The 16,278-nt window shown below is 57.9% G+C and carries 17 protein-coding genes and 1 pseudogene; 9 read left to right on the top strand and 9 right to left on the bottom strand.

What is annotated here, in order from left to right; translation table 11 throughout:
• Nucleotides 1-254: 254 nt before the first annotated feature.
• Nucleotides 255-533 carry a DUF3509 domain-containing protein gene (locus tag CKW18_RS25405; protein WP_095191301.1) on the top strand — a complete coding sequence of 93 codons (279 nt, stop codon included), beginning with the start codon at nucleotides 255-257 and terminating at the stop codon, nucleotides 531-533.
• A 161-nt stretch (nucleotides 534-694) separates the two neighbouring features.
• Here CKW18_RS25405 and mtnC read toward each other — a convergent pair whose 3' ends face one another.
• From mtnC to aroC, 5 genes are all read right to left on the bottom strand, one after another.
• Nucleotides 695-1,378, bottom strand: coding sequence for an acireductone synthase (gene mtnC / locus CKW18_RS25400; RefSeq protein WP_095191300.1), 684 nt, complete (start codon nucleotides 1,376-1,378; stop codon nucleotides 695-697).
• A 4-nt stretch (nucleotides 1,379-1,382) separates the two neighbouring features.
• On the bottom strand, nucleotides 1,383-1,928 hold the full coding sequence (locus CKW18_RS25395) for an acireductone dioxygenase (RefSeq protein ID WP_095191299.1): 546 nt from the start codon (nucleotides 1,926-1,928) through the stop codon (nucleotides 1,383-1,385).
• 94 nt (nucleotides 1,929-2,022) lie between these two features.
• Complete coding sequence (locus CKW18_RS25390) at nucleotides 2,023-2,649, bottom strand: methylthioribulose 1-phosphate dehydratase (protein ID WP_095191298.1); 627 nt, start codon at nucleotides 2,647-2,649, stop codon at nucleotides 2,023-2,025.
• Nucleotides 2,646-3,791, bottom strand: a complete 1,146-nt coding sequence (locus CKW18_RS25385) for an MFS transporter (protein WP_095191297.1) — start codon at nucleotides 3,789-3,791, stop codon at nucleotides 2,646-2,648. Before CKW18_RS25385 ends, CKW18_RS25390 begins: the two co-directional genes overlap by 4 nt.
• Before the next feature lie 34 nt (nucleotides 3,792-3,825).
• Nucleotides 3,826-4,917 carry a chorismate synthase gene (gene aroC / locus CKW18_RS25380; RefSeq protein ID WP_095191296.1) on the bottom strand — a complete coding sequence of 364 codons (1,092 nt, stop codon included), beginning with the start codon at nucleotides 4,915-4,917 and terminating at the stop codon, nucleotides 3,826-3,828.
• Between the two features lie 130 nt (nucleotides 4,918-5,047).
• Here aroC and CKW18_RS25375 point away from each other — a divergent pair, with 130 nt between their 5' ends.
• Nucleotides 5,048-6,001: an alpha/beta hydrolase gene (locus CKW18_RS25375; protein ID WP_095191321.1), complete on the top strand. Its 954-nt coding sequence runs from the start codon at nucleotides 5,048-5,050 to the stop codon at nucleotides 5,999-6,001.
• A 99-nt stretch (nucleotides 6,002-6,100) separates the two neighbouring features.
• On the top strand, nucleotides 6,101-6,892 hold the full coding sequence (locus CKW18_RS25370) for a hypothetical protein (RefSeq protein ID WP_095191295.1): 792 nt from the start codon (nucleotides 6,101-6,103) through the stop codon (nucleotides 6,890-6,892).
• Nucleotides 6,893-7,083: 191 nt separating this feature from the next.
• On the opposite strand, the gene prmB is transcribed toward CKW18_RS25370, so the two are convergent.
• Complete coding sequence (gene prmB / locus CKW18_RS25360) at nucleotides 7,084-7,992, bottom strand: 50S ribosomal protein L3 N(5)-glutamine methyltransferase (protein WP_095191293.1); 909 nt, start codon at nucleotides 7,990-7,992, stop codon at nucleotides 7,084-7,086.
• A gap of 238 nt (nucleotides 7,993-8,230) precedes the next feature.
• On the opposite strand from prmB, the gene CKW18_RS25355 reads away from it, so the two are divergent.
• The 3 genes from CKW18_RS25355 (at nucleotide 8,231) to CKW18_RS25345 (ending at nucleotide 9,905) form a co-directional block, all read left to right on the top strand.
• On the top strand, nucleotides 8,231-8,821 hold the full coding sequence (locus tag CKW18_RS25355) for a cysteine hydrolase family protein (protein WP_053118675.1): 591 nt from the start codon (nucleotides 8,231-8,233) through the stop codon (nucleotides 8,819-8,821).
• A 131-nt stretch (nucleotides 8,822-8,952) separates the two neighbouring features.
• Complete coding sequence (locus tag CKW18_RS25350; RefSeq protein WP_007960009.1) at nucleotides 8,953-9,273, top strand: hypothetical protein; 321 nt, start codon at nucleotides 8,953-8,955, stop codon at nucleotides 9,271-9,273.
• Between the two features lie 74 nt (nucleotides 9,274-9,347).
• Entirely contained in the window at nucleotides 9,348-9,905 is a 558-nt protein-coding gene (locus CKW18_RS25345; RefSeq protein WP_095191292.1) for a Smr/MutS family protein, read from the top strand.
• A gap of 849 nt (nucleotides 9,906-10,754) precedes the next feature.
• On the opposite strand, the gene CKW18_RS25335 is transcribed toward CKW18_RS25345, so the two are convergent.
• The 3 genes from CKW18_RS25335 to CKW18_RS31590 form a co-directional block, all read right to left on the bottom strand.
• Nucleotides 10,755-11,249, bottom strand: coding sequence for a DUF2165 family protein (locus CKW18_RS25335; protein WP_095191290.1), 495 nt, complete (start codon nucleotides 11,247-11,249; stop codon nucleotides 10,755-10,757).
• Between the two features lie 784 nt (nucleotides 11,250-12,033).
• A complete protein-coding gene (locus CKW18_RS31595) occupies nucleotides 12,034-13,047 on the bottom strand; it encodes a VapE domain-containing protein (protein ID WP_371857650.1) in 1,014 nt (337 codons plus the stop codon).
• Nucleotides 13,048-13,185: 138 nt separating this feature from the next.
• On the bottom strand, nucleotides 13,186-13,476 hold the full coding sequence (locus CKW18_RS31590; RefSeq protein WP_170947323.1) for a hypothetical protein: 291 nt from the start codon (nucleotides 13,474-13,476) through the stop codon (nucleotides 13,186-13,188).
• A 464-nt stretch (nucleotides 13,477-13,940) separates the two neighbouring features.
• On the opposite strand from CKW18_RS31590, the pseudogene CKW18_RS25320 reads away from it, so the two are divergent.
• The 3 genes and pseudogenes from CKW18_RS25320 to CKW18_RS25310 all read left to right on the top strand — a co-directional run bounded on the left by CKW18_RS25320 (nucleotide 13,941) and on the right by CKW18_RS25310 (nucleotide 15,969).
• Nucleotides 13,941-14,928: pseudogene (locus tag CKW18_RS25320) on the top strand (Arm DNA-binding domain-containing protein).
• A 22-nt stretch (nucleotides 14,929-14,950) separates the two neighbouring features.
• Nucleotides 14,951-15,496: a GTP cyclohydrolase I FolE gene (gene folE, locus CKW18_RS25315; protein WP_010456659.1), complete on the top strand. Its 546-nt coding sequence runs from the start codon at nucleotides 14,951-14,953 to the stop codon at nucleotides 15,494-15,496.
• A gap of 101 nt (nucleotides 15,497-15,597) precedes the next feature.
• Nucleotides 15,598-15,969 (top strand): glutathione S-transferase N-terminal domain-containing protein, encoded by a 372-nt coding sequence (locus CKW18_RS25310; protein WP_095191289.1) that lies wholly within the window; start codon nucleotides 15,598-15,600, stop codon nucleotides 15,967-15,969.
• Nucleotides 15,970-16,278: the final 309 nt, after the last annotated feature.

Raw genomic sequence — 16,278 nt, 5'->3', positions numbered from 1 at the left:
TGCAATGTTTTGTATCCACAGGCTCAACGGCGTCGGCGATGATCCTGGCTTTACCAATTGGTTCCGTAGAATCGACAAGGATCCCGCAAAATGCAGGATGCACGATGGCCATTCATGCAGATTGCACGACCACTTTAAATTTATCTTTTTTTAACTCATTGATTTATAAGGATTTTTAAATTTTCGACCACTGGCACAATCACTGCAACCTCCTCTGCATGCTTGCCATTCAAGTGCATACGGAGCTGAAAAACATGAGCCTGATCCAAGAAAAATTTACCTCCCTGTTCTCCAACTTCGACGTCACCACTGCGCCGCGTCCCGATGGCGGGATTCTGCTGACCCTGCGTAGCGCCGACGGCAAAGTGTTCAAACGTGCTCTCACGTATCAGCAACTGCATGCCGGCGACCAACTGTCGTGGGCGATCAGTGCGATTCGCCGTGACTTGGCTGAACAAGCCAGTGAGCTGCCGCAAATTGCAATGCTGCAGAGCCAGCAGCGCTTTGCTCTGCCGACGTATCATTCGCTGTAATTTTTAAATCGCTTTAAACAAAACAGGCCGTGGAGCATGCGCTTCACGGCCTGTTTATATTTTGCGGCTAACACAAACCACTGTGGGAGCGGGCTTGCTCGCGAAAGCGGTGACGGATGGCGGAGTAAGACAGTTGCTCCCACATTGGTTGTGCGTTGTGCTTAAAACGCTTCCGGTTCTATGCCGGTGAAACTGTCGACCGTCACATGCCCCGCTAATTCGCCGCCCTCACGGGCCAGACCGCAGGTTTGCAACCCGGCAGCCTGCGCAGCATCGAGTTCTTGCACGATGTCCGACAGGAACAGGATTTCCCCCGGTTCAACGCCAATCGCCTGCTGAATGTTGGTGTAAGACTGTGCCTCACGCTTGGGCCCCGACGTGGTATCGAAATAACCGCTGAACAGCGGCGTCAGGTCTCCCGCCTCGGAACAACCGAAAATCAATTTCTGCGCCTGAATCGATCCCGATGAATACACAAACAGTTGATAACCCGCCGGCTGCCAGCGTTTAAGCGCTTCAACGGCATCCGGGTAAACATGCCCCTTCAACTGCCCGGCCTGATAGCCCTGTTCCCAGACCATGCCTTGCAATGCCTTGAGCGGCGTGGCTTTGCGGTCTTCGGCAATCCAGTTCAAGAGGATTTCAACGACACGCTCAACGTCAGCCTGTGGCTCGTTGCTGTCACGGCGCACGGCGTCGAGTTGCTCGGCGACATCGGCCCGTTCGGCGTTCTGCCGCACGAAGTCCGGCAGATGTTTGGCCGCATACGGGAACAGCACGTCGAAAACGAAACTCACCGCGCTGGTGGTGCCTTCGATGTCGGTGAGGATGACTTTGATCGACATCGGCTCAGTCCTCCAGACGCGGGAAGCGGCCGGCGATGTCTTCGCCGGTGAAATTCGCGACCCAGCCGTCAGGGTTGTTGAACAGACGGATCGCCACGAAGTGCGGATGCTCGCCCATGTCGAACCAGTGTTTGGTGCCGGCTGGCACTGAGATCAGGTCATTCTTTTCGCACAGTACGGCGTAGACGTAATCGTCGATGTGCAAGGTAAACAGCCCACGGCCGGCGACGAAAAATCTGACTTCGTCTTCACCGTGGCGGTGTTCTTCAAGGAACTTGGCGCGCAGCTCGGCTTTTTGCGGGTGATCGCTGTTGAGGCTGATCACGTCGACGGTGATGTAACCGCGTTCGGTCATCAGCTTGTCGATCTGCTCCTGGTAAGCGCTGATCACTTCTTCCTGGGTGGCGCCGGGCTGGATCTTCGCGGCGGCTTGCCAGCGGTCGAAACGCACGCCCTGCTCGGCCAGGGTCGAAGCGATGTCTTCGAAATGGGTCAGCACCTTGTTCGGAATGTCGGGGCTGGAAACGTGATAGACGGACAGGCTGCTCATTGGGGCAATTCCTCGGTATCGGCCTTGCCGTCCGGCTCTTGCAGACCGGTCGGGCACAGCATTTCATCAGGCAAATGGGCTGGTTCTGGTGAAGTCAGCCTTGGCGGTTCATGACGCTGCGGGTTTTCAACTCGCATTCAAACAGGAATTCAAAGGCCTCGATCTGGCGCAGCGCGTCGTTCATTTGCGCGCCCCAGGTGTAGAGGCCGTGGCCGCGAATCAGATAACCGACGCAATCAGGATGGGCGTCGAGCCAAGGCTGCACCTTGGCGGCGAGGCGCGCAATGTCCTGATCGTTGTCGAAAATCGGCACGCGCACCCGCGATTCATGGGTCGAGATGCCGCTGAAAGCTTTTTGCAGTTCGTAGTCTTCGAACTCGATAAAGTCTTCCGGGGTCAGCCGTGACAGCACCGTGGCATTCACCGAATGGGTGTGCAGCACGGCACCGATCTCCGCGCGCCAGCTATAGAGCTGAGTGTGCAGCAGGGTTTCGGCGGAGGGTTTTTTGCCCGGTTCCAGGCTATTGCCGCAAAGGTCAGTGGCCAGCACATCGTCCAGACCCAACTGGCCTTTGTGCTTGCCGGATACAGTCAGCAGCGCTTCGCTCGGCGACAGACGCGTCGAATAGTTGCTGCTGGTGGCCGGCGACCAGCCGCGACCATAAAGAAAACGCCCGGCGTCGACGATTTGCTGGGCGAGTTGTTCACGCGTAAGGCTCATGGCCTGTCCTCTTGCATACGTGTGGCAATGATAACGGCAGCAGCGAGCGCCGCGAGACTGGCAATACTAAAGGTCAATGTCGCACCGAGGGCATTCCAGCTGTAGCCGGAATATAACGCGCCCAACGCACCGCCGGTGCCGGCCAGTGCCGCATACAACGCCTGGCCCTGACCTTGCTGGCGCGGGCCAAAGCTACGTTGCACGAACGCGATGGCCGCGGCGTGAAAACTGCCAAAGGTCGCCGCGTGCAGAATCTGCGCGAACAGCAGCATCCAGAGAAACTCGGCGAACGAACCTAGCAGCAACCAGCGCAACGCCGCCAGCAGAAAACTCGCCATCAACACCCGGCGCACCGAGAAGCGCGCCAGAATCCGGCTCATGGCCATGAACATCAGCACTTCGGCGACCACACCGACCGCCCAGAGCATGCCGATCACGCCGCGACTGTAGCCGAGGCGCTCCAGGTGCAAGGTCAAAAACGTGTAATAAGGCCCGTGACTCATCTGCATCAGCGCAACGCAGCCGTAAAACGCCAGCACGCCGGGACTGCGCAACTGCTTGAGAAAGCCCTCCCCGCTCGGTCGATTGCCCTGCGCCGGCTGCGCGTTCGGCACGCACAAGCTGCTGAGGACAATGCCGGCCATGATCAGCACCAGCGCCGCCGGATAGATGTCCAGGCTCAGCCATTCGAACAGCCGACCCAACGCGACCACGGTGATGATGAAACCGATCGAGCCCCACAGGCGGATCTGGCTGTAACGGGAGGTCTGGCCCTGTAAATGCGCCAGCGTGATGACTTCAAACTGCGGCAACACCGCGTGCCAGAAGAACGCGTGCAACGCCATGACCATCGCCAGCCAGGCGTAGGTCTTGCTGACGAAAATCAGCGAGAACGTCAGCAGCGTACACACCGCGCCGAAGCGCACGATGGCCAGGCGTTTGCCGGTGTAATCGCCGAGCCAGCCCCAGATGTTTGGCGCCACGCAGCGCATCAGCATCGGGATCGCCACCAGCTCGCCGAGACGTGCGGCGCTGAAGCCAAGGTGATCGAAATACAGCGCCAGAAACGGCGCCGTCGAGCCGAGCAAGGCGAAATAGAACAAATAGAAACTGGACAGTCGCCAGTAAGGGAGCGCCGCCACGCCGGTTACGCCGTGACGGCTTTGAGGCCCGCCATCAAAGCTGACCCAGCACCGGCGTGCTCACGCGCACATCGGCGTTCTGGCCACGGTGACGCAGCAGATGATCCATCAGCACGATGGCCATCATCGCTTCGGCAATCGGCGTGGCGCGGATACCAACGCACGGATCGTGGCGGCCCTTGGTGATGACGTCGACTGGGTTGCCATCAACATCAATCGAGCGGCCCGGGGTGGTGATGCTCGACGTTGGCTTGAGCGCCAGATGCGCAACGATCGGCTGGCCGGACGAGATGCCACCGAGGATGCCGCCGGCGTTGTTGCTGAGGAAGCCTTCCGGGGTCAGCTCATCGCGATGCTCGGTGCCGCGCTGGGCAACGCAGGCGAAACCGGCGCCGATTTCCACGCCTTTCACCGCGTTGATGCTCATTAACGCGTGGGCCAGTTCAGCGTCGAGGCGATCGAAAATCGGCTCGCCCAGACCCGGCATCACCCCTTCGGCGACGACGGTGATCTTCGCGCCGACCGAGTCCTGATCGCGGCGCAACTGGTCCATGTAGGCTTCCAGCTCCGGCACTTTGTCTGGATCAGGGCTGAAGAACGCGTTGTCTTCTACCGAATCCCAGGTCTTGAACGGGATTTCGATCGGGCCGAGCTGGCTCATGTAGCCGCGAATGACGATGCCTTGGCTCGCCAGATATTTCTTGGCAATCGCACCGGCCGCCACACGCATCGCCGTTTCGCGAGCGGAGCTACGGCCGCCGCCACGGTAGTCGCGCTCGCCGTATTTGTGGTGATAGGTGTAGTCGGCGTGGGCCGGGCGGAACAGATCCTTGATTGCCGAGTAGTCCTTGGACTTCTGGTCGGTGTTGCGGATCAGCAGGCCGATGGAGCAGCCGGTGGTGCGCCCTTCGAACACGCCGGAAAGGATTTCGACTTCGTCGGCTTCCTGACGCTGGGTGGTGTGGCGGCTGGTGCCCGGCTTGCGGCGATCGAGGTCGCGCTGCAGGTCTTCAATGGAAATCTCCAGGCCCGGCGGGCAGCCGTCGACAATGGCGACCAACGCCGGACCATGGCTTTCGCCAGCGGTGGTGACAGTGAACAACTTGCCGTAGGTATTGCCGGACATTCAGGACGCTCCGTGAAATCAAACCCAAATTCGTGATGCGCGCCAGTATACGCAGGCTAACCGAGTAGTTCATCCTCGAACCTTAGTGGTGCTGGCGAGTCCAACCGGCACCTTGGCGAATGATGGCGTGATGATGCTGCGAGTTCTGATCTTGAGTCTTACCCTCTTTACTGGCTTTGCCCAGGCGACTGTCCTACAGCGCCCGATGTCTTTGGACACTGGCAGCGGCGAACTTTTCGGCTCGCTGCTGCTGCCAAAGTCCGACAGCCCGGTGCCGATTGTCCTGATCCTTTCAGGCTCAGGTCCTACGGATCGTGACGGAAACAACCCCGACGGTGGGCGCAACGACAGCCTGAAACGGCTGGCATGGGTGCTGGCCAAACACAACATCGCCAGCGTGCGTTACGACAAGCGTGGCGTGGCGGCGAGCCTGGCGGCCACGCCGGACGAGCGCAATTTGTCGATAGACGCCTATGTTGCCGACGCTCAGGCCTGGGCGCGCAAGCTCAAGGCCGATCCGCGTTTCGGCCAACTGATCCTGCTCGGCCACAGCGAAGGCGCACTGATTGCCACTCTGGCCGCGCCGGGTGCCGATGCTGCTGCGGTGATTTCCCTTTCCGGCAGCGCCCGACCGGTCGATCAAGTGATACGTGAGCAACTGGCCCGCAGCCTGCCGCCACCGTTGATGCTGCGCAGCAACGAACTGCTCGACAGCCTCAAGGCCGGTCATACCGACGACAATGTTCCGCAGCCGTTGCAAGTGATTTTCCGCCCAAGCGTGCAGCCGTATCTGATTTCGCTGTTCCGCCAGGACCCGGCAAAAGCCTTCGCGCAACTGAAGATGCCGGCGCTGATTGTCCAAGGCAGCAACGACATCCAGGTCGGCACCGAAGACGCGAAGCTGCTCAAGGCTGCCAAACCGGACGCCGAACTGGCGGTGATCGAAGGCATGAACCATGTGTTGCGCATCGTGCATAACGATATGAAGCGGCAATTGGCCTCCTACAAGGACCCGAATTTGCCGCTGGCAGCGGAACTGGGTTCGAAGCTCATCGAATTTATTGACGGACTTCGCACCCGTTAACGGGTGTTTGCCCTCCAGTCCTGAAGAAAGCGGCCGATAAGCCTTTGTCGCCAGCGCACTGGCTGGCGGCAAGCAGGGCTTGGACAGGATCTCGCCGTTATGACTGATACCCAGACTTCACCCGACACCACCGCTGAAAAAGACGCACCGCCAGCGGTCGAGCTGCCGTGGGCGGATGTCCACGTCGAGCACCACAAGATGCTCCGCCTGGCCCCGCTGCAGACCGATCGCAACACGGGCGGCCGGCCATTGCGCTTTGTCGAATTCGGTTACGCCGAGCGCCACAGCAAAGAAAAAAGCCTGATGCGCATGGCGATCAAACTGCCAAACCAGCGCGTTCGCAAAGAGCAGAATCACCTCGATGTGTGGGTCGATCACACCACCAAGCGCGTCAGCTTCGGCCCGGACAGCGGCTTGCAGATCGAACCGTTGAACCGTGGCATCGGCCGTTTCATGGCCGCGCAAGGGATCAATTGGGCGAAGAAACGCTGGCCGACCTACACCGTCGACGGTATGGACTTGAACAACAAGGACGCGCTGAACGAAGACACGCGTCTGCGCCGTGATCACTTTTTGCGCGTGCATGGTTTCGACGTGGTCTACGCCGATGCCCAGCATTTGAAGGGCAGCATCAAGGACGCTCAGGTCGGTGACTTGCTCGGCGACTGGAACAGCGAAAAGCTGCAGATCGTCGAGATTCTTGAAGCGGCGCAGATGCTGCAGCAGGCCGAGCAGAACCTGGCCGAGCAAGAAGTGAAGCTGAAGAAGCAGGAAGAGAAAGTCAGCAAGTTCAAGCGTGAAGACGCGGGTTTGCGTTTCACCATTACGTGTCTGGTGGCGTTTGCGGTGTTTCAGGCGGGGTTGTTGATCTGGATTGCCACGCAACGGTAAAGATTCAGGACCGTGGCGTCTCCATTCGCGAGCAGGCTCGCTCCCACAGGATTTGTGTCGTACACCAGACCTGCTTGATCGTTCCCACGCTCCGCGTGGGTATGCAGCCCGGGACGCTCCGCGTCCCAACAGCGGACGCTGAGCGTCCATTGAGGCGTTCCCACGCAGAGCGTGGGAACGATCAGTCTCGATTAGACGCGAGAAGCGAACAAGGCCTGATGATCGCGGCACTGCTCCGCCGTCAACATGAACACGCCATGTCCGCCGCGCTCGAACTCGAGCCAGGCAAAGTCGACTTCCGGGTACAACGCTCCAACGTGCACCTGGCTGTTGCCCACCTCGACAATCAGCAAACCCTTCTCGGTCAGGTGATCCGCCGCTTCAGCGAGCATCCGCCGAACCAGATTCAAGCCATCATCACCGCAGGCCAGGCCCAGCTCAGGTTCGTGTTGATATTCGTCCGGCATGTCGGCGAAATCTTCCGCATCGACGTAGGGCGGGTTCGACACGATCAGGTCGAAACGCTGTCCCGGCAAACCATCGAAACCATCGCCCTGCACGGTGTACACACGTTCATCGACACCATGACGCTCGATATTCTGGTTGGCCACTTCCAGCGCTTCGAACGACAGGTCCGCCAACACGACTTCGGCGTTCTGGAATTCGTAGGCGCAGGCAATACCGATGCAACCGGAGCCGGTGCACAGATCGAGAATCCGCGCAGGTTCGTCGCCGATCCACGGTGCAAAGCGGTTTTCGATCAGCTCGCCAATCGGCGAACGCGGAATCAACACGCGCTCATCGACGATAAACGACATGCCGCAAAACCACGCTTCACCCAACAGATAAGCGGTGGGGATGCGCTCTTCGATACGGCGCTTGAGCATACGCTGCAGATTAACCAACTCGTCGTCTTCCAGCGCGCAATCAAGATAACTGTCGGCGATTTCCCACGGCAGATGCAACGCACCCAGTACCAGTTGCCGGGCTTCGTCCCAGGCATTGTCGGTGCCATGGCCGAAAAACAGATCCTCCCCATGGAAGCGGCTGACGGCCCAACGGATGTGGTCGCGCAGGGTACGAAGTCGGGAAGTGATCACGGGGCAGAACTCCAGAAAAAACGACTGGCGATTCTACCAGCCAAAACGCGCCACGACGACGAAGGAAAACACCGGAGCGACGGTAGGAGCTTTCTGTTTTTTGCATCAGCTATTGAACAGAACGTGTAACTTGACAAGGCTGCAGCCCAGTAACGACGGTGCCTACGATGGTAGCGATTCACAGAAGCGCTCAGCCAGAGGACAATGTCGCAAAAGCCCCACCCCAAGGAGCCCCAGAATGTCCGTTCCAAAGACGATGTTTCAACTCAGCGGTCGCGGTTACGCAGCGGCCACGTTGAGCCATGCCACCGTGGTCATCATCGATGCCCAGAAAGAATACCTCAGCGGCCCGCTGGCCCTGAGCGGCATGGACGCGGCTGTCGCGAACATCAAACAAGTGGTTGCCGCAGCCCGTGCAGCCGGTCGGCCGATCGTGCACGTGCGTCATCTCGGCACCGTCGGTGGCCTGTTCGACCCGCAAGGCGAACGCGGCGAATTCATCCCCGGCCTCGAACCGCAGGGCGACGAAACCATTATCGGCAAATTGTTGCCGAGTGCGTTCCATGGCACTGAACTGCTGGATCGTCTGCAAAACCTTGGCTCGCTGGATCTGATCGTCTGCGGTTTCATGAGCCACTCCAGCGTCAGCACCACGGTGCGCGCGGCGAAGAACCTGGGTTTCCGTTGCACACTGGTTGAAGATGCCTGCGCCACCCGCGACCTGCCGTTCAAGGGGCGCGTGCTGAGCGCCGAGCTGGTTCAGGAAGCCGAAATGGCGATCATGGCCGATAACTTTGCCACCCTCGCACTGACTCAAGATCTGATCTGATCGCAGCCTGATGAGCGGCTCACATCGCCGCTCATCCACAAAATCCTCTCATTTGCCGCAAATGCCATAGCCTCAGGAACAACCCGGTCAACTCCCGGTCGAAGGGCCGATACCCATTGAGGAAGGTCGGAATGAAGTTATCCGATGGATTTGACGCTCGCCGCTTGCGGCCCAAAGGCCAAAGCAACTGGCGATTTCGCTTCGGCGCTGCGATCGCCGCCATTCTGGCGACGTTCGGCGTGCTGCTGGCGATGGCCGGTGCCGCCAGCCTGCTTGGGCGCCCGCCGGCGCTCGGTGATTTGAATGCCACGCCGCTGGGCTCGGCGATCATTCTGGCGGTCGGTTTGCTGTTTCTGTATTTCGGCGTGGCCTTGTGGCGGCGTTGCCGGCGCCGCGCGCGGCAATCGCGGGAACTGAACATGTCCCCGCACCTGATGAAAAAACACGACTGACGCGATGGCCTGGCTTTTTGCCGGGCCGTTTTGTTTCGACTTGGGTAAACTGGCCGGCCTTCGCGGAGGCTGACATGCAAGACGACGATTTTTCCCTGTTCAAAAGTGCGATCCAAGGCATCAAGCCGATCAAGCACGACCGCGCCGAAACCGGCAAACCCAAAGCCGACCGCGCACAGATTGCAAAGCTGCGCCAGTCCGCCACCGTGCGCACAGACGCCACCACTGTTGATGGCCTGTCCGATCAGTTTGTGATCGACGTCGGCCCGGAAGACGAGTTGATGTGGGCCCGCGACGGGGTGCAGGAAAGCCAGATGCGCAAACTCAAGGTCGGCCAGATTCCGTTCGAAGGCAGCCTCGACCTGCACGGCATGAACGTGGAAAAGGCTCGCGAAACCCTCTGGGCATTCCTCGCCGAAGCGACCAAATTCGAAATCCGCTGCGTGCGCGTCACCCACGGCAAGGCTGTGCGGCTGGACGGCAAGCGACCAATGATCAAAAGCCACGTCAACACCTGGTTACGTCAGCACGCGCAGGTGCTGGGTTTCTGCTCGTGCCAGGCGAAACACGGCGGCGCCGGCGCGGTTTACGTGATGCTAAAACGCACCATGATGGAAGGTCGCGACGAATAATCCCGTTGCTCGAGGCTCTTTTGTCTGAGTCGATGGAGGGGTCAATTGCCAACGTTGAAGCAGCTTTGGCTTCTGGTATCAAACTTGAGCCCGCATCAGCTGTAGACCCATACAGCAAGCTGCCCCTTAAGCTCCATCGCGTGAAAGATGAAGATGGCTCAGAAGGTATCGAAGCACGGGTACTGAACGGGCGGAAGTTTTGGATTTGGCAACTCGAACACATCCTCAAAAACACAATCCATCGTATGCCAACTCATCGATGGACCATCCTGCACGCCCCCCACTGGAGTCACTTGGCCAACAACAGATAATCCGTTCACAAGGCTGGGAGTGGGGGCGAGCGGAGAGCTGAGCCTTGAAGGCGGCTGGGGGGGGGACAAGGAACAAGACTTTTCCTTCCTCTGAGCCCCAAGCACCTCCTATTCGCATGTGTCGGCCAGCGCCCCCCTCCGCGAGGCAGTACGGTAAGCCTCTCCGACGCGGTATTTTTTTGTACGATGATCATCAATGGCGCCAGCCGCTACATATTTGCGACTGATACACAGGATATCGCTGAGTTCAGGCCACGCACCGTCTCGCGAGAGCTATTTGATGCAGAGGCTAAGCTGTGGGCGGATTGGCATGCAAGCCAATCAGAAGAGGAAGCACAGTACCCTAACCTTTAACCTATTTTGCCCCCGAGGCGATTGATAGAGGGGAGTGAGTTGCCGCGTATGGTCGCGGGATTACCCTTCGCCAACAGCAGCTATGGGTTGTGATTGCGGCCCTTCGTGACAGGCAGCAATCGGCCAAAGCAGACGTTCGCAAGCGGTGTTTGCGACATCTCTTTTTCTACAGAACCTAGTAGATTCATTCATGACCCCCGTCAGACTGGTTGAGAAAAATCAGGACGCCAAGCAGTGCCATATAGAACCTAAACGCTGCTTCCTGACCGCTCCATTGATGCGACTGCCACATCAGGAACCATTCACCGCCTATTACCATAAAGCCGAAAAACCAAACTAGTAGCCCGGTAACGAATCCGGCAATAGCCACGTGTTTAGCACTGTTGAACCGCTGTGCGCTGGCGTGCCTAACCCGCCATAAAGATATCGCCCCCCAAATTAACAAGACGCCAGTCAGCCCTTCACCGGCAATGATCAACGCATATGCGGCATGCCACAACCATGGTGTCGTAATTGCCCGATACAGCGCTGCATTACCCGGAAAGGTTGTATCCATACTTAGCACGTGCTTCACGAAAGCAAAGTTAGATTCGTAATCAGTGATGTTATTGAAGGCAACAAGCGCGGCGAAGCCCCCCAGCATCAGAGTCAGAATGATTTTTGCGTAACGAATGGTCATCTTTTTCTCCACAAAACACGAGTAAATACGAGGCCCCACTTCCAGGATCGTTTTTTTCGTGGGCTGGGCTGTAGTGGTTTCGGAAAGCGTCTGCAGTTTTAATCATCCGCAATAGCGTTGGGACCGCAAGGACTTCGTGGCTAATGGCTTGCGACGATTCTTGGAGAATCTCCTCATTGATCTCGTCGATTAAATAACACCGAACTACCGACGATAGCACGCGGAAATACTTGACTCTCAAAGAATTACGAGCTATTGCGGCGCTTGCAAACAACGGTACAAGATCTTCGGAAGATAACTCAATGTGCTCCGCCCAGGAAATGCTCCTTACCCTGAGGAGACAAGGGGAAACCCTTAATGCTACTGAGTTATTTGGCACTTTAATCGAAAATTCTAAGTATACCCGCCGAAATTCAAGAAGTAATTCTCTAGCTCGACAAATCCAAAATAGCGATCCGCTGTAACCGTCTGGCCAACACGCCTTCCTGCGGAAAAGTATATGTGCCATGCGCTTTACCCCTGGGAACGCGCTGTGGCGTGCGCCGCTGTCGGCGACTGATCATTGGGCCTGTCCCAATCAAACTTTACGACCAACTTATGGCCGCGATATTCGTGAATGATGGGAACGTCTACGCCGTGGGACATCTCTCGAACCCTTTGCCGCTGATCAATGTGCTCGAGTTTTAACGCAATTCAACCGGCAACACTATCGTGGCGCTTCGCTATCCGAACGGAGTGTGCCACCCCGCCCAGCTCCGGACGGAGTAAGCAAGCCCGAGATTCATCAAAACAAGCCGCCCAACGACTCTGGCACCCAGTTCATGATCATCAGCTCGCCGCTGACTTCGGCCTTCCCCTGCCGCTGGTTGGTATTGGAGTAACGGATGTCCAATGTCTCGAAGTGGAAGCATTCGAACACGCGGCGGATATCCGGGTGATCATTGATGCTGACCATCACTTTGCCTTTGCAACGACGCATGAAGTCGGCCATCCGCTCGTAGTTCTCGAAAGGAAAGTCCACACCGTACCTGGCGGTCTGCCAGTAAGGCGGGTCCATGTAATGGAAGGTACCAGTCGCATCCTTGAGGTATTCGTCCTGGTTCGTGGTACCCACGAACACGCACTGGCGCGGCACGTCCATGGTGCGACGGCCGTAGCTCTCGCGATAAGTGTCCGTGGACGCCGAGAAAAACTGCTTGGCCTTGGTACTCTCGGCCTTGTTGAAGCTGTCCAGCTCGCCCAGCTCGACAATCCACTTGCCCCTGATCGCCTGAAAGCCGTCCTTGTTGCCCAGCGCGAACGGCGTATCCATGAACCACTCGCCGCCGAGAATGCTCATCGCCGTCGACTTACCGGCGCTCTGCGCACCCTCAAGGATCATCACCGAGTCAGCCTTGCAGCCAGGCTTCATCACTCGCGCCACGGCCGACAACACCCAGCGCTTGCCAACCTTGGACGAGTAGTCGGTTGCCTTCACACCCATGACATCGGTGAGCCAGCTTTCCAGACGAGGAACGCGATCCCATTCGAGCTTGCGCAGGTACTGCCGCACTGAATGAAACGCATGATCATGTGCGACCACACTGACCGCCTCGATCACATGGGACGCCTTGACCCGAAGGTTGTATTGCTGCGCGAGCCACTTCATCACCCGCACGTCATCGATATCCGCCCAGTCTCCCGTGCCGCCGCCATAAGGCGCCGCACGTAGCTTGACGAGCTTCGAACTGAAGGCGCTGTAGCTGATTACCCCAGCCCAACGTGGATCATTGGCCAGTATCAATTCAACGTTCTGCATGTGTGCGATCAGAGCGCCGCTATCGCTGCGAGCTAGTAGATCTTTCCAACCACCTGCAGCCGGTGGCCTGACCACAGCCAATACCTGACGGCGCACCGCCTCCAAACCCTCGGCGACATGCAGATCGTTGAAGTCGGTTCACTTCACTTCCCGCTCACTGGAGAAGATCGGCGCAACCACTTGGCCACCGATGATCAGTGCCGCGTTATTGGCCTTCTCTTCACCTGGGTTCCAGGCGTCGCCGTTTGGCTTTGTGGTCTTCCAGTCATCGTCCCTGCAAATGATCAGAGGGCAACCGGCAAACCGCTCGCGCATGACCTTACACACGGCCAGCAGGTTATCCGTGACTGTCTTATTGGCATCGAACCTTCGGTCGAAACCATCCGCCCCTGGACTGCCGCAGAAGCCCAACTCAATTACCACCAACACTTGATGGATCAACTCTTTATCGAACTTCGGAGGAAAGCAGCATGACGAACGCTCAAAATATTCCTCGAACTCAAACCGCTTTGCTCCGCAATGATCACAGTATCGCCACGCCAGTAACAAACAGCTGCTGCGCAGCAGCTCGCATCATTGACGCTTACAGCAGAACGACCGAGCCCCCCCCCACGAAAAGCTGCGCGAGGCAGCCCCCCCCCCCACAGTGCAGCGCTTATCGCTCAAAAACGCTCGCCCGCGCAGCTTGTCGAGAGGTATACGCAGTGTGATGAGGTAGCAGAACTATCGCTGCCGACCTACCACCTCGACAAGATTCCAGAAGACAAGGTGGCCGAACTGGTCGGCACCACCCGCCGGGCATTACAAGGAAAGCGCGCCAGAGGCGTTATCCCCAAAGGGGTCTGGAACAGCATCGATAACCGCATCTATTACAACCTAAGGAGATACGAAGCATGGCTCGAAAGCCAATGGGATTGCCCACCGGAGTTGAATTTGCTGGACAGTCTGTCCGCATTCGCTTCACCTGGAACGGGCAACGCCGTTGCGAAACCCTCCCCTATCCCCAAACGCCGAAGGGGATTAAGGCTGCCGCCAACTTACGCGCTAACGTAACCAGCCTGATCAAGCATGGCGTGCTGGATCATCAGCGATACGCTGAACTGTTCCCAAACTCCACCTACGCCAACTACTCGGCGACTCCCCGTTTCGGGGAGTACGCCCAGGAGTAACTGAACAGTCGCGAGATAGTGTCCGGCACACGCAAGAACTACCTCGGTTCGCTCAATCTGTATTGGATGCCGTACTTGGCAATGCTGCCCATCGACAGCATCACGTCGGTAATGCTGCGCAAGGTCGTGGCCAACACAGAATGGCCGACACCGGGCGTAAAGCGCGCGGCGATCCAGCGAGATCGCGGCACTGCGCTGGGAAGAGGTTGACAAGGAGAAACGACTGGTCAACGTGTGTCGGATCGTCGCGGACTACAAGATCGAGGAACGCACCAAAACCCGGAACGTGCGCCAAGTCATGCTCAATAGCCGCGCGCTGCAGGCCCTTGAGCAGGCCGAGCTGGAAACGCAACAACGCGCCTTGCAGATCCGCCGCAAACGCGCCGACTCGCCCTACGTGTTCCCGCCAACCAAGAATTTCGAGCTCATTCAACAATCGAGTGTGACCGACAAACACTTCCAGGCTGCACTGACCGAATTGGGGATTCGCGCCCGCCGGCAATACAACTGCCGACACACATACGCTACCATGTGCCTCATGGCGGGTATGAACCCTGCGTTTATTGCCACTCAGCTTGGTCATAGCGTTCAGATGTTGCTATCGACTTACGCCCGATGGATCAACTCCAGCACTGACTGGGGTGAACTCGGTAAGCTCGAAAACAGCTTGATTGGTACAAAATTGGTACAGACTGAAACAGTACCCCTCTGAAACCCTTATGGAATCAGCCCCTGTGACACTGGAACAGAACTACACCGCGATTCTCGGCCAATTGGGCGAGGACGTCTCCCGCGAGGGCCTGCTCGACACGCCAAAGCGTGCCGCCAAAGCCATGCAGTACCTCTGCCGCGGTTATGAACAGACGCTCGAAGAGGTCACCAATGGTGCCCTGTTCAGCTCCGACAACAGCGAAATGGTGCTGGTCAAGGACATCGAGTTGTACTCGCTGTGCGAACACCACCTGCTGCCGTTCATCGGCAAGGCACACGTCGCTTATATTCCGAGCGGCAAAGTGCTGGGCCTGTCGAAGGTTGCGCGCATCGTCGATATGTACGCGCGCCGCCTGCAGATTCAGGAAAACCTCAGCCGCCAGATCGCCGATGCCGTGCAGCAAGTCACCGGCGCCCTGGGCGTTGCCGTGGTGATCGAGGCCAAGCACATGTGCATGATGATGCGCGGCGTCGAGAAGCAGAATTCGTCGATGATCACTTCGGTGATGCTCGGTGAGTTCCGCGAAAACGCAGCGACGCGCAGCGAATTCCTCAGCCTGATCAAGTAATTCGCGGCAGAAAAAACCGGCGTTGATCGCCGGTTTTTTTTCGTCCGTAAAAAATCGGGTAAGCTGCGCGCGTTCTTCAATGTTTCTGTGAGGCTTGTAACGTGTTCGTCAAAGCGCTTCGTGTCGGTCTCGGCCAACTGATCATCTTCATCGATTTCCTCACCCGTCCGGGCAAGAAAAAACGCCCTGCCGCCGAACAGGCTCAGGTCGACAGTGCTGCGAAGGATCTGACCTTGTATCAGTTCCACGCCTGCCCCTTCTGCGTGAAAACCCGCCGTACCTTGCGTCGCTTGAATGTGCCGGTGGCGCTGAAGGATGCGAAGAACAACGAGCAGGATCGCCAGACGCTGCTGGAACAGGGTGGCCGGATCAAGGTGCCGTGCCTGCGCATTGAAGAGAATGGGCAGACGACCTGGATGTATGAATCCAAGGTGATTATTGATTATCTGGATAAGCGATTTGCTGCTGTCTGATATTTTTTTGTTGTGCTGACGGACGCCCTCGCGAGCAAGCCCGCTCCCACAATTTGAAATGCATTCCCCTGTGGGAGCGGGCTTGCTCGCGAAGAGGCCCTCTCAGCCACCACAAATCCCAGACAAAAATAAACCGGCCCTTGAGCCTAATGCCAGTCAGTTAAGCTGACTGGCATTTTTGTTTTTGATCGGATACTTCGGCGATTTGAGCCTGATTGCCCGAGGATAAATGCGCTCCTCGCGTCGATGTGGCAGGACATAATGCGGGGCTGAGGCATGCAACTCTGCGAGATATTTGGGGATGTTCCC

It is taken from the genome of Pseudomonas sp. Irchel 3E19, from assembly GCF_900187585.1.
In the GTDB taxonomy this organism is placed as follows: Bacteria; Pseudomonadota; Gammaproteobacteria; order Pseudomonadales; family Pseudomonadaceae; genus Aquipseudomonas; species Aquipseudomonas baetica.
The sequence above is the reverse complement of the archived record's forward strand: the minus strand, read 5'-3'. Positions and strand labels throughout refer to the sequence as shown.